The sequence below is a fragment of the Kitasatospora sp. NPDC036755 genome, from assembly GCF_040636595.1.
Classification (GTDB): domain Bacteria; phylum Actinomycetota; class Actinomycetes; order Streptomycetales; family Streptomycetaceae; genus Kitasatospora.
Map to the genome: position 1 here is coordinate 1 of NZ_JBEZUT010000255.1, position 12991 is coordinate 12991.

The 12991-nt window shown below is 74.8% G+C and carries 10 protein-coding genes and 1 pseudogene; 8 read left to right on the forward strand and 3 right to left on the reverse strand.

The features are described 5' to 3' along the window. The 7 genes and pseudogenes from AB0E96_RS29920 to AB0E96_RS29950 form a co-directional block, all read left to right on the forward strand. Positions 1–342, forward strand: a pseudogene (locus AB0E96_RS29920) (hypothetical protein); the annotation flags it as partial. A 4-nt stretch (positions 343–346) separates the two neighbouring features. Continuing rightward, a complete protein-coding gene (gene ssuE, locus AB0E96_RS29925) occupies positions 347–901 on the forward strand; it encodes an NADPH-dependent FMN reductase (protein ID WP_359828898.1) in 555 nt (184 codons plus the stop codon). A gap of 323 nt (positions 902–1224) precedes the next feature. Further along, positions 1225–2010: an ABC transporter ATP-binding protein gene (locus tag AB0E96_RS29930; protein ID WP_359828900.1), complete on the forward strand. Its 786-nt coding sequence runs from the start codon at positions 1225–1227 to the stop codon at positions 2008–2010. Between the two features lie 20 nt (positions 2011–2030). After that, a complete protein-coding gene (locus AB0E96_RS29935; protein ID WP_359828902.1) occupies positions 2031–4601 on the forward strand; it encodes an ABC transporter permease in 2571 nt (856 codons plus the stop codon). Positions 4602–4777: 176 nt separating this feature from the next. Further along, positions 4778–6769, forward strand: a complete 1992-nt coding sequence (locus AB0E96_RS29940; protein WP_359828904.1) for a hypothetical protein — start codon at positions 4778–4780, stop codon at positions 6767–6769. A 161-nt stretch (positions 6770–6930) separates the two neighbouring features. After that, the gene (locus AB0E96_RS29945) at positions 6931–7971 is read left to right on the forward strand and encodes a glycosyltransferase family 2 protein (RefSeq protein WP_359828905.1); all 1041 of its coding nucleotides are present in this window, start codon (positions 6931–6933) and stop codon (positions 7969–7971) included. Between the two features lie 110 nt (positions 7972–8081). Then, positions 8082–8696 (forward strand): acyltransferase, encoded by a 615-nt coding sequence (locus AB0E96_RS29950; RefSeq protein WP_359828906.1) that lies wholly within the window; start codon positions 8082–8084, stop codon positions 8694–8696. Here AB0E96_RS29950 and AB0E96_RS29955 read toward each other — a convergent pair whose 3' ends face one another. From AB0E96_RS29955 to AB0E96_RS29965, 3 genes are all read right to left on the reverse strand, one after another. Continuing rightward, entirely contained in the window at positions 8697–10340 is a 1644-nt protein-coding gene (locus AB0E96_RS29955) for an LCP family protein (protein ID WP_359828908.1), read from the reverse strand. A 224-nt stretch (positions 10341–10564) separates the two neighbouring features. Next, the gene (locus tag AB0E96_RS29960; RefSeq protein ID WP_359828909.1) at positions 10565–11875 is read right to left on the reverse strand and encodes an LCP family protein; all 1311 of its coding nucleotides are present in this window, start codon (positions 11873–11875) and stop codon (positions 10565–10567) included. Positions 11876–11911: 36 nt separating this feature from the next. Further along, the gene (locus tag AB0E96_RS29965) at positions 11912–12703 is read right to left on the reverse strand and encodes a TIGR03089 family protein (RefSeq protein ID WP_359828911.1); all 792 of its coding nucleotides are present in this window, start codon (positions 12701–12703) and stop codon (positions 11912–11914) included. Between the two features lie 104 nt (positions 12704–12807). Here AB0E96_RS29965 and AB0E96_RS29970 point away from each other — a divergent pair. Then, positions 12808–12991: hypothetical protein (locus AB0E96_RS29970; RefSeq protein ID WP_359828912.1), on the forward strand; the 184-nt coding region annotated here is incomplete at its 3' end.

The window sequence follows — 12991 nt, forward strand, 5'->3', positions numbered from 1 at the left end:
CTGATGGCGGGCGAGGGCTACCCGATGATCGCCTCGCACGACCCCAACATGATCAAGATCGCCGGCCAGCTCGCCCAGTGGAACGGCCGCAAGCGTGCACGCACCGGATCGTTCCGCCGTAACGTCCGGACACCCCCCGTTCTGAGTGCTGAAACGTTTCTTGACCGGCTCGAACGCGGCGTGTTTGCATTCCGAACATGGATCAGCGTTGGGCACTCACGCGTCGGCGGCACGTCGACCTGCGGCGTGGTGTGGCCTGTTCGCTCTGTCGCGGCTGACGAGCACCCGTCGAGTTCCCCCACTCCTCGCCCCCCGTGCCGCCCCGCTTCCAGCCAGAGGTGAACCCATGGCCGTCGTCCTGTCCGTTTCCGGCTCCCCGTCCGCCACCTCCCGCACCACCCGCCTGCTGCGCCACGTCGACGCGCGGCTCGCGGAGCGCGGTCACCACGTCGTCCCCTTCGAGGCCCGCAGCCTGCCCGCGCACGCGCTGCTGTCGGGCGACTTCGACCACCCCGAGATCGTCGCCGTCACCGAGCTGTTCGCCCGCGCCGACGGCGTGGTCGTCGGCACCCCCGTCTACAAGGCCGCCTACTCGGGCCTGCTGAAGGCCCTGCTGGACGTGCTCCCGCAGTACGCCCTGGCCGGCAAGGCCGTCCTGCCGCTCGCCACCGGCGGCTCGGCCGCCCACGTCCTCGCGGTGGACTACGCGCTGCGCCCGGTGCTCAGCTCGATGGGCGCCGGCCACATCACCCAGGGCTGGTTCGTGCTCGACCGCCACGTCACCGCCCGGGAGGACGGGACGACCCTGCTGGAGCGCGAGACCGAGGTGCTGCTGGCCCCGGTCGTGGAGGGCTTCGCCACCGCCCTGGAACGGCTGGCCGCACCGGCGCTGACGAGCTGACCCGCCGTCGCCGCGGCCCGTACGGGGCGTCCCCGAGACGAGCCGCGGCGACCCCTAGGGGGAGCGGCGCCGCGGCCCGTAGAACCTTGGTTGAGCGGCTTCATTCCGGCGGATGACGAGGCCTCCGCCGACGACTCCTAACGTGGTTCACACGTCCCCGCCCGTCAGGAAGCGGCCCGGTTCCACCGGGTCCTGTGGCCAGGTCCACCGGGAGGGTGGGGACAACTCCCGGTCGAGGACTACCGCCTGCGCCATGTCGCGCGGCGGGCGGACCCGCGAGGCTGGGGGCCGACGGGTGAGCGCGACTTCCATAGGAGAGACCAGTGACGACGGCAGCAGCCGTGTACGACCCCCAGCTTCCCGGCGGAGCGTCCGCCGTCGCCGCGTCGGCCCGTCAGGTCACCAAGGCTTACGGCGCGGGCGAGACCAGGGTGACCGCCCTCGACGCGGTCGACGTCGACATCCAGCGCGGCCGGTTCACCGCGATCATGGGCCCCTCGGGCTCCGGCAAGTCCACGCTGATGCACTGCCTGGCGGGCCTCGACACCGTCACCTCCGGGCGGATCTGGATCGGCGACACCGAGATCACCGGCCTCAGGGACAAGCAGCTCACCAGGCTCCGGCGCGACAAGATCGGCTTCATCTTCCAGGCGTTCAACCTGCTCCCGACCCTGAACGCGCTGGAGAACATCACGCTTCCGATGGACATCGCCGGGCGCAGGCCCGACCAGGCCTGGCTGGACCAGGTGGTGGAGACGGTCGGCCTGTCCGGCCGGCTCAAGCACCGCCCCGCCCAGCTCTCCGGCGGCCAGCAGCAGCGCGTCGCGGTGGCCCGGGCACTGGCCGCCCGCCCCGAGATCATCTTCGGCGACGAGCCCACCGGGAACCTGGACTCCCGCTCCGGCGCCGAGGTGCTCACCTTCCTGCGCCGCTCGGTGGACGAACTGGGCCAGACCATCGTGATGGTCACCCACGACCCGGTCGCCGCCGGCTACGCGGACCGCGTGCTCTTCCTCGCCGACGGCGTGATCGTGGACGAGATGCACGCGCCCACCGCCGACTCCGTCCTCGAACGCATGCGCCGTTTCGACGGCAAGCGCACCAGCTGAGCGGCGGGGACGACACCGACATGCTGCTCAGAACCTCGCTGCGGAGCTTCCTCGCCCACAAGGGCCGGATGGCCCTCTCCCTCGTCGCCGTCGTGCTCTCGGTGGCCTTCGTCTCCGGCACCCTGGTTTTCTCCGGCACCGCCACCGGCACCTTCGACAAGCTCTTCTCCGCGACCGCCTCCGAGCTCTCGGTCCAGCCGCCAAAGCCGGCCGACGACGAGATGCAGCAGGCCGCCGTCAAGCCGCCGACCGTGCCGGTCGAGCTGGAGCAGCGGGTCGCCGCCCTGCCCGGGGTCAAGCGCGCGGTCGGCCAGGTCATGGTCGAGAACGCCGTCCTGATCAACCCGGCCACCAACAAGCTGGTCGGCCCGACCACCGGCGCGCCCACCCTGCTCGGCAACTGGACCGACGCCCCGAGCAACCCGGTGAAGCTCACCTCCGGCCGCACGCCGCGCGGCCCGACCGAGCTGGTGCTGGACGCGGACACCGTGAAGAAGGCCAAGCTCGCCCTCGGCGACACGCTCAGGGTCGAGAACCCGCTGGGCCGGCACGACTTCACGATCGTCGGCATCGCCACCTTCACCACCACCAACCCGGGCGCCGCGCTCGGCTTCCTGGACACCCCGACCGCCCAGCTGACGCTGCTCGGCGAGCAGGCCTTCAGCACCGTCGACGCGTACGGCGACGGCAGCCGCGGCGGCGACCGGCTCAAGGCGGACGCGCTGGCCGAGCTCGGCGGCGGCTACCAGCTGAAGACGGCCGCCGAGCAGAAGGCCGACCGCAGCGAGCAGATCGGCAAGGGCCTCGGCTTCCTGAAGTACGCGATGCTCGGCTTCGCCTTCGTCTCGGCGATCGTCGGCGCCTTCCTGATCGTCAACACCTTCTCGATGCTCGTCGCCCAGCGCACCCGGGAGATCGGCCTGCTGCGCGCCATCGGCGGCAGCCGGCGGCAGGTCAACCGCTCGGTGCTGGTCGAGGCGCTGATCCTGGGCGTGCTCGGCTCGACCCTCGGGATCGCGGCCGGCCTGGGCGTGGCGGTCGGCCTGATCCGGCTGATGACCGCGATCGGCATGGACCTCAAGGCGGCCGACCTGCGGATCGGGCCGGACGTGTTCGTCGCCGGGTACGCGCTGGGCATCGTGGTCACCCTGGTCGCGGCCTGGTTCCCGGCCCGGCGGGCGAGCCGGATCTCGCCGATGGCCGCGCTGCGCGACCACGGCACCCCGGCCGAGGCCAGGGCCGACCGGGTCCGCACCGTCCTCGGCCTGCTGCTGACGGCGGGCGGCGGCGCGCTGCTGGCCCTCGGCGCCGGGGCGGAGAAGGCGGCCACCGGCGGCCGCTACCTGGGTCTGGGCGTGGTGCTCACCCTGATCGGCTTCGTGGTGCTCGGCCCGCTGCTGGCCTCGGCCGTCGTCCGGGTGCTCGGCGCGCTGCTGCCGGCGCTGTTCGGCCCGTCCGGGAAGCTCGCCCAGCGCAACGCGATGCGCAACCCGCGCCGCACCGGCGCCACCGCCGCCGCGCTGATGATCGGCCTGGCCCTGGTGATCGCCTCCGCGGTGTTCAGCTCCTCGGCCGTCACCTCGACCAGCGCGCAGATCGACAAGTCGGTGGGCGCGGACTACATCGTCTCCGGCGGCCGCGGCGCGATCGCCCCCGAGGTGATGACGGCCGTCGAGAAGACCCCGGGCATCGACCACATCACCGTCCAGCGGGCCTTCTTCGCCGCGCGGATCCAGCTGCCGGACGGGCAGAGGGCCAAGACGGAGCTGACCGCCGTGCCGCCGTCCTTCTTCGGCACCGACTTCCGGCCGACCGTCGACGCCGGGGCGGTGGACTCGCTCCAGCGCGGCTCGCTGGGGATCGGCGCCGCCTTCGCCAAGGACCACGGCCTGAAGGTCGGCGACCGGGTCACCGTCGAGTACGGGCAGGGCCGCACCCAGGCGCTGCCGGTCGGCGCGGTCCTCGGCAAGGGCGGGCTGTTCGGCCCCGGTGCCTTCGTCGCCATGGACACCATGGCGCAGGCCGTCCCCGCCACCGAGCAGCCCCCGGTGTGGACCTTCTTCGCCAAGGCCGCCCAGGGCGCCGACGTCGGCAGGACGCTGACCGCGCTGGAGGACGGGCTGAAGGAGTACCCGCAGCTGACCGTCAAGGACCGGGCCGGCTACAAGGAGCTCGCCCAGTCCCAGATCAACACCCTGCTGTACCTGATCTACGGGCTGGTCGCGCTGTCCATCACGGTCGCGGTGCTCGGCGTGGTCAACACCCTGGCGCTGTCGGTGGTCGAGCGGACCCGCGAGATCGGCCTGCTGCGGGCGATCGGGCTCTCCCGCCGCCAGCTGCGCCGGATGATCCGGCTGGAGTCCGTGGTGATCGCGGTGTTCGGCGCCGTCCTCGGCACCGGGCTGGGCCTGGCCTGGGGCGTCACCGTCCAGCGGGTGCTGCGGGACCAGGGCCTCGGGACGCTCTCCGTCCCGACCGTCACGGTGGCGGTCACGCTGGTCGCCTCGGTGCTGATCGGCCTGCTCGCGGCCCTCGTCCCGGCCTTCCGGGCCGGACGCATGAACGTCCTCGCGGCCATCGCGACGGACTGACCCGGCGCCGGGGGGCGCCGGGCCGCGGAACCCACGGGGGAACGGGGGAACGGGGGAACGGGGCCGGGTGCGCACAGCGCCCGGCCCCGGTGCCGTTCCCGGCCCCGGCGGACGGCCCCGCCGGGCGGCGGCGCCCGACGTGCGTTCCGTTTCCCACGTGCTGCGATGATCGTCCGATGCTCCCCTCGGACGCCCCGCCGCTGCCCAGCGCCGCGCCCCTCACCAGTGCCGCCGCCGCCCGCTGGCGGGCCGCCCGGACCGCCTGGCGGCTGGACGGCCGCCGGCTCGCGCTGGTGCCGATCGGGTTCGTGCTCCTGGCGAGCGCGGTGGAGCCGGACGTGGGCCGGTGCAACGTCCACAACGTCTGCCGGGACACCTGGGGCTCCGGACTGGCGGGCTGGTCCGTGCTGGCCGAGATCCTCCTGCTGGCCACCCGGGCCCGGGTCCGGATGCTCGTGCCGCCGGTCGTCCTGGCACTGCTCTGGTACCTCCCGGAGGGCCTGGTCACCCCGACCGCCCGCTGGTCCGCGGTGCTGCTCCACGTGCTGCTCACCGCCGTCCTGCTCGGCGCCGAGGCCGGGCGCCGCCGGGCCCGCCAGCAGCTGGACGAGCTGATGCTCCCGCCCGCCCCCTACCCCTGGACCGCCGCCGGCGCGCCCTCGCCCGTCCACCGGGACGGCCCGCCCGTGCTGCGCCGCGCCCTCGGCGTCCTGCTGCTGGTCGTCGCCGCGGCCTTCCCGGTGTACGGCCTCTGGGCGCAGGCCCGGGCGGACGCCGCCGCCGCGTCCGCCACCCGGGTGACCGGCACCGCGGAGGGGAGCGACCGGGACGGCCTGCTGACCGTCCGCTTCCAGCCGCCCGGCGGCGACCCCGAGCGCACCGCCGTCCTGGACGTCTGGTGGCAGCACCGGCCCCGGCCGGGCGAGCCCGTCCCGCTGCTGGTGGACGGCGACCGGGTGCGCGCCCTGGGTGACGACTACGACGTCTCCGGCCAGCTGAGCGCCGGCGGCCTGATCGCCCTGCCCGGCCTGGTGCTGCTCGGCTCGGCCGCCGTCGCGAGTGCCCGTCGCGGCCGGCCCGCCTTCGCCGGCGCCGCCCCCGCGCTCGCCGTCCGGGTGCGCGCCGACGCCCGCGGCGACCTGCTGGTGCTGCCGCTGGACGGACCGCCGGACGGCCCCGGACTCTGGCGGCTGGTCGAGCGCGACCGCTACCGCTGGGCCCACCGCGCCGCCCCGGACGGGGAGTCCCCGGCCTGGGTGCCCGAGCACCTGGCGACGGAGGACGAGGAGGCCGACTACCCCGAGCCGGTGCTCGACCACGACGAGGACGAGGAGGAGTTCGAGGAGCTGTTCGACCGGGCGACCCCGGCGGAGGCCGCCGAGTGGCTGGCCCTGGCCGGCCGCAGCGTGCCCGCGGTGCTGTACGGCGGCCCGGACGGGCCCGACCCCCAGCTCCTCGTCCGCCCCGGCCTGCTCGACGGGGACCCGTCCTGGGTGGCCTCCGTGGTCGCCCCCGCCGCCCGGGCCCCGCGCTTCGGCGGGCGCTCCGGGCGCTACCGCGAGCGCGAACTGGCCGTCGCCGCGCTGACCGCGGAGACCGTCGCCGCCGCCCCCGCGGCCGGTCCGGACACCGAGCCGCTGGCCGCCCGCCGCTGGGAGATGCCGCTGCCGCTGCGCGCGGCGGCCGGACCGGTGGCCGCGCTGCTGGTCGCCACCGTGGTCGTGCTGCTCGACGACGACGGCTGGTGGGAGGGGCTGCTGCGCCCGCTGTGGATCGGCTGGCTGGCGATCCTCGCCTGCGCCCAGACGCTGTCCTGGCAGCTGGTGGCCGACCGCAACGGCCTGCGGGTGGCCACCGCGCTGCGCACCCGCAGCTACCGGTGGGCGCAGGTCTCCGCGGCGGCCGTGCACCGGAACCTGCTCACGATCCGGCTGCACGGCGGGCGGGAGTTCTCCTTCTTCAGCCGCCCGGCGGTCCGGCTGGCCGCCCTCTTCGGCGGCCGGTACGACCCGGTGGCGCTGGCCCGGACCGTCGCCACCGCGGCCCACCGCCCCGACCTGCGCCCGGCGCAGGCCCTGCCGGACCGGCTGGGCGGCCCCCAGCACCTGCTGAACCGGCTCGCGCTGACCGGCTACGCGGTGTTCACCGTGGCCCACTACGCACTCTGAACCCACCCGGGACCGGCACCGGATCCACACCGCTTCCGGCCTGCGCGTAAGGAGGAGTACGGTGTTCTTGATCACAGCACCGGCTCCGCGCCGGGAGGGGCCCCCGGTGGCCCAGACCGGGACAAGACGGGGACGCGTCCGCACCGGTACGGTTGGCCCCGATGAACACCAAGGCTGCTGAGGAGCTGCCGGCTGTTTCCGTGATCATGCCGGTGCTCAACGAGGAACGTCACCTGCGCACGGCGGTCCGGCGCATCCTGGACCAGGAGTACCCCGGGCCGATGGAGGTGGTGATCGCCCTCGGTCCCTCCACCGACCGCACCGCGGAGATCGCCGCCGAGCTGGTGGCCGAGGACCCGCGGGTGCGGACGGTGGCGAACCCCACCGGCCGGACGCCGGCCGGGCTGAACGCCGCGATCCGGGGCTCCCGGCATCCGATAGTCGTGCGCGTGGACGGCCACGGCCTGCTCACGCCCGGCTACATCACCACCGCGGTCCGGCTGCTCGGCGAGATGGAGGCGGCCAACGTCGGCGGCATCATGCACGCCGAGGGCGAGACCGAGTGGGAGAACGCGGTCGCGGCCGCGATGACCTCCAAGATCGGCGTCGGGAACGCGGCCTTCCACACCGGCGGCCTGGCCGGCCCGGCGGACACCGTCTACCTCGGGGTGTTCCGGCGGGAGGTGCTGGAGAAGCTCGGCGGCTACAACGAGGAGTTCATCCGCGCCCAGGACTGGGAGCTGAACTACCGGATCCGCCAGGACGGCGGCCTGGTCTGGTTCACCCCGCAGCTCAAGGTGACGTACCGGCCCCGCCCCTCGGTGCGCGCGCTGGCCAAGCAGTACAAGGACTACGGCCGCTGGCGCCGGGTGGTCACCCGCTACCACCGGGGCTCGGTCAACATGCGCTACCTGGCCCCGCCGGCCGCGCTGGCGGCGGTCGTCGTCGGGCTGGCGCTCGGTGTCGCCGTCCACCCGGCCTTCCTGGCGGTGCCCGGCGCGTACCTGCTGGGGATCCTCGGCGGCGCGGCGGTCGAGGGCCGCGGCCTGTCGGTGCGGGCCAGGGCGCTGCTGCCGGTGGCCCTCGCGACCATGCACCTCAGCTGGGGCTTCGGGTTCCTGACCTCACCGCGCTCGCTGGCCCGAAGAGTGATCGCCAGCGTCGGACCGTCCGCCAAGGACGTGCTCTCGAAGACCGGCTGATCCGGACCGGACTGCTGATTCGTTTCCGCGGCACCCCCGCAGAGCCCCCGCACCGACCCGCACCGCGTGGCGCTGCCCGGCACCGCCCGGCGGCGCTATCGTCGGTGCGCATGGCGACAGTTGAGGGCGGGCCGGGCGCGGCCCGGATCGAGCCGAGCGCGGACGTCGACGAGCGGGCCGCGATCGGCGCCGGGACGGCGGTCTGGCACCTCGCCCAGGTCCGCGAGGACGCGGTGGTCGGCGCGGACTGCGTGATCGGCCGCGGCGCGTACGTCGGCCCCGGCGTGCGGATCGGGGACCGGGTCAAGGTGCAGAACCACGCGCTGGTGTACGAGCCGGCGGTGGTCGAGGACGGGGTGTTCATCGGCCCGGCCGCCGTGCTCACCAACGACCGGTACCCGCGCGCGGTCACCCCCGAGGGCCGCCCCAAGGACCGGCTCGACTGGCGGGCCGAGGGGGTGACACTCCGTCGGGGCTGCTCGGTGGGCGGCCGGGCGGTGCTGGTCGCCGGGGTGACGGTCGGCCGCTGGGCCCTGGTCGCGGCCGGCGCGGTGGTGCACCGGGACGTCCCGGACTTCGCGCTGGTCGCCGGCGTCCCGGCCCGCCGGATCGGCTGGGTGGGCCGGGCCGGCGAGCCGCTGCGGCCCGCCGGGGACGGCGAGTGGCAGTGCCCCCGGACCGCCGAGCGGTACCGGGAGGAGGACGGAACCCTCGTGCCGGCGTAGCTACTTGGCGCAGACGTCGGTGTCGTCGGCCTGCACCCGCTGGAGGTCCTCGGGCGCCTCGGTGGGCACCGCGGCCGGGCCGGCGGGGGCGGCCAGCACGTCCTTGCCGAGCACCAGCAGCAGCCCGCCCTTCGGGTCCTGCTTCCCGGCCGGCCGGACGGCGTCGGCGGGCAGGCCGAGGGCGGCGGCCAGGGCGCCGGCCTCGGCCTCCAGGCCGGCCGGGTACGTCACCGTGGTGGTGTCCGCGGGCGGTGCGTCGCTGCCGACCGCGGCCCGGTCGAAGCCCTTCGCCCGGAGCTTCTCCACGGTCGGCCCGGACTGCCCGCGGGTGCCGCTGCCGTTGCGCACCGTCAGCTGGACGGTCTTGGTGCGGACGGGCGGCGGGGTGGCGGCCTGGGTGGTGGCGGCCGGGGCCGGCTGCGTGGCCGGGTCGCCGGTGGCCGGCGCCGCGGGGGCGTCCGGGGTGGCCGGGGCGGCGGTCTCGGTCAGCGAGCGGTCGCCCGCGACCATCGCGAACAGCTGCCCGGCGTCCGGCTGCTTGAGGATCACCCGGTTCTCGTCCTTGGGGTCGTCCAGGACGGGCGCGGTGGTGAAGGTGATGTTCTTGGTGTCCACCTTGCTGATGTCCAGCGCGAGGTCCTTGAGCTTGTCCACGCTGCCGATGCCGGAGTCGACGGTGAGCGCCTTGGTGGCGGCGTCCGCGAGCTTGTAGAGCTTGCTCGGGCTGGTCAGGGTGTCGTCGCTCTTGATCTTGCGGATCATCGAGCTGATGAACTGCTGCTGGAGCGGGATCCGGGTCAGGTCGCCGCCCTGGCCGACCGCGTGCCGAGTGCGGACGAAGGCCAGCGCCTCGTCGCCCTGCACCACGTGCCGCCCCTTGCTCATCCTGAGGTGGGAGCCGGAGTCGTTGATGTCCTTGGCCGCGCAGACCTCGACCCCGCCGACGGCGGTGGAGAGGGTCTTCACCGCCTCGAAGTTGACCTGCACGAAGTGGTCGACCCGGATCCCGGTGATCTTCTCGACGGTCTTCCAGGTGCAGCCGGCGTCGCGCCCCTCCTGGCCGAGGCTGTTGTTGAACTCGTTCCGCGCCGAGCCCGGGATCTTCTTCCCCTGGGCGTTCTGGCACTCCGGGATCGGCACCATCAGGTCGCGCGGGAGGCTGATCACCGTCGCGTTGCTGCGGTCCTTGGCGATGTGGAACAGCAGCGTGGTGTCGGCGTGCCCGGTGCTGCCCTCGTCGCCGTACTCCCGGCCCAGGCCCTCCCGGCTGTCCGTGCCGATCACCAGGACGTTCAGGGCGTCCCCGGCGGCCGCGGGGCGCTCGGACTCGTCGCCCAGCTGGACCTTGACCGAGGTCAGGTTGTCGTTGAAGTGCCGGTACAGGTAGTACGCCCCGCCGCAGCCCGCCACCATCACCAGGGCGCCCGCCCCGGCCGTCCACTTGAGGGCCCGTCGGCGGCGGGTGCGCTTGGCGATCGCGGCCGCCCGCCGTCGGCTGTCCCGGCGGCCCTCCACGGGCGGTGCTGCGGGCCCGGTGGGGGCGGCCGGTCCGGCGGGTGCCTCGGCGGCCCGCCGGCGCTGCCGGGGGACGCCGGGGGACGGGTCCACCCGGGACCCGCCGGCTTCCGGTTGCTCCTCGTGCACGCGGGTTCCCTACCTTCGACCGGTCACGGCTGTGGACCGCCCGTGCGGACGGGCCGATCCGGACACACTAGACGAGCCGAACGGGGGAGTCGTTCCCGATGTGATCTCCGCCATGTTCCGGCAGGGCGGAGGTAAATACCATGCGTGGCCGAGCAATTGCGGAAGCATCCGGACCGGTCGTCAGCGCCGCGCCGGAGCGGCCGGGCCGGTCCGGCCCGCCCGGCTCAGTGCTGGGCGCAGGAATCCACGTCGGCGGTGCGTCCCTCGAAGGTGGGCGAGGCGCCCGCCGAGGGTGACGCGCTCGCCACCGCGGCGCCCGTCACCGCCGCCGCCACCTCGGCCGTCGGGCCCACCGGTCCCGCCGGTCCCGCCGCCGGGCTCGCACCCGGGCCCGTGCCCGCTCCCCGGGCGAGCGTGGACCCGGGCGGCCGGACGGCGACCGGCCGGTCGTCCCGCAGTGCCGCGAACAGCTGCCCGGTCTGCGGCTGCACGAACTCGTCCCGGTCCGAGTCGTAGCGGTACGGGCGGCGCGGCGCGGTCAGGAAGACCACGTCCGCGGAGGGGATCCCGCGCAGGTCCTGGGTGAGGTCGTACAGCGCGCCGAGCGAGGACAGCCCGCCGTCCGCCCGGACGGACGAGGTCGCGGCGTCCAGCACCGGCCACAGCTTCGCCGGGTTCAGCAGCACGCCCTGCGACTGCACCTTGCGGATCAGCGCGGCCAGGAACTGCTGCTGACGGCCCATGCGCTGGGTGTCGCTGCCGTCTCCCAGGCTCTCCCGGGCGCGGACGTAGCCGAGCGCCTGCTCGCCGTGCAGGCTCTGCCGGCCGGCGGGCAGGTCGAGCCTGGCGTCCTTGTCGTGGATCGGCTGCGGCACGCACACCTCGACCCCGCCGATCGCGTCCACCATCGTCTTGAAGCCGCTGAAGTCGAGGATCACGTAGTGGTCGATCCGGATGCCGCTCAGCTGCTCGACGGTCCGGATCGAGCAGGCCGCGCCCCCCGTCTCGAAGGCCCAGTTGAACTGCATGAGCGCGGGCCGGCTGCGGCCGCCGTCCGGCTTCTCGCAGGCGGGGACGGTGACCATCACGTCGCGCGGCACCGAGACCGCCGTCGCGTGCCGCCGGTCGGCGGCCAGGTGCAGCAGGATCGTGGTGTCCGAGCGCTCGGTGCCCGCCTGGCCGCCGTACGAGCCGTTCGCGCCGGAGCGGTCGTCGCTGCCGATCAGCAGGATGTTCCGGGCGCCCTGCGCCCCGGCGGTGCGGCTCGGCCGTTCGGCCTCCAGCTGGGCGAGCAGCCGGTCGGTGGCCGAGTCGGTGCGGATGTTGCCGTCCAGCGTGCGGTAGGCGATCCAGAGCAGCGCTCCGGTGGCGACCAGCAGGAACGCGACGGCGCCGGCGGTGATCATCAGCCACCGCCGGCGCCGGCGCGGGCGTCCGCTCCCGTCCGCAGGGGTGTCCGTCGGCGGAGCGTCCTGCGGGGAGCCGTTCGTCGGGGGAGGGTCGGTCGGGGGGTGCTCGGTGTCGTCCTCGGCCATGGCAGCGATCCCTACCCGCCGGGCCGGGGCCGGGGGTTAGCCGAGGCGCAGTGTCACCCGTTCGGATTCCGTCCGCTTCTCCCACTGCCCGGCGTCCAGCGCCTGCGAGTTGCGGCACAGCACCACCGACGCGCCGGCCGCCAGGGGCGCCAGCAGACCGGCCTCCAGGCCGGTCCAGTCGTCGAACGAGAGGGTGGACAGGACGCGGTCACCGGGCTTCAGGCCGAGCCGGACGGCCCCTTCCCGGGCCAGCGCGACGGTCTGCTCGCCCGTCAGCTTCAGCGGCAGTCCGTCCACCTCGGTCTCCAGCGCCGGCCCGTCCGGGGCGACGGGGGAGTACGGCGCGAAGCGGTCGCCCTGGCCGGGCACCTCGGCGGCGTAGTCGAGGAAGCCGTCCGGCCGCTGCGGGAAGCGGCCGCCGAGCGGGCGCAGGGCGAGCGCGACCCGCTCGCCCTCGCAGGCCTGGGCGGCCTCCAGCCCGTCCGGGCCGCTGACCACCAGGTCGGCGTCGGCAGGGTCGCCGCCCGGCACCGCCGTCACCCCGACCGACCAGCAGGCGAGCAGCCAGACGGCGCTCTGCCAGTGGGCGGGCAGCAGCAGCGCCGCCCGGTCGCCGGGGCCGGCGTTCAGCTCGTCCTGGAGGAGGTTGGCGGTCTTCGCCACCCAGTTGTCGAAGGTGCGGGCGGACAGCTCCACCCGCTCGCCGGTGGCGTCGTCGTAGAAGGTGACCAGTGGGGCCGCGGGATCGACCGAAGGCGTGCCGCCGCGCAGGAATGCGTGCAGCAGCTCGACGGGGGTGCGGGCGTCGGCAGCGAAAGGCGCAGTCATGGTGCGCCCCAGCCTACGGCCTTCGAGTGGGAGGTCGGGAGGGGCGGCCGAACGGGCGCGGAGCGGCGTGGCGGGGGGACCGGTCAACGGCGACGATCCGTTCCATGCGCCTTTCACTCCCGGCCGCCGTGCTCGCCGGCTGCGTCGCCGTCCTCCTGCTCCAACCCGCCGCCGGTGCGACCTCCCGGCCCGCCCCGCAGCGCCGCGACTTCGCCGGCGGTGCCTCCACCACCACGCTCCCGCTGCCCGCGGGGGCCGGCCTCGCCCCGCGCGGCACCGCGCCGTTCG

Coding starts and splice junctions, on each gene's coding strand:
- ssuE (WP_359828898.1), top strand. CDS start 347: ATGGCCGTCGTCCTGTCCGTTTCCGGCTCCCCGTCCGCCACCTCCCGC.
- AB0E96_RS29935 (WP_359828902.1), top strand. CDS start 2,031: ATGCTGCTCAGAACCTCGCTGCGGAGCTTCCTCGCCCACAAGGGCCGG.
- AB0E96_RS29940 (WP_359828904.1), top strand. CDS start 4,778: ATGCTCCCCTCGGACGCCCCGCCGCTGCCCAGCGCCGCGCCCCTCACC.
- AB0E96_RS29945 (WP_359828905.1), top strand. CDS start 6,931: ATGAACACCAAGGCTGCTGAGGAGCTGCCGGCTGTTTCCGTGATCATG.
- AB0E96_RS29950 (WP_359828906.1), top strand. CDS start 8,082: ATGGCGACAGTTGAGGGCGGGCCGGGCGCGGCCCGGATCGAGCCGAGC.
- AB0E96_RS29960 (WP_359828909.1), bottom strand. CDS start 11,875: ATGGCCGAGGACGACACCGAGCACCCCCCGACCGACCCTCCCCCGACG.
- AB0E96_RS29965 (WP_359828911.1), bottom strand. CDS start 12,703: ATGACTGCGCCTTTCGCTGCCGACGCCCGCACCCCCGTCGAGCTGCTG.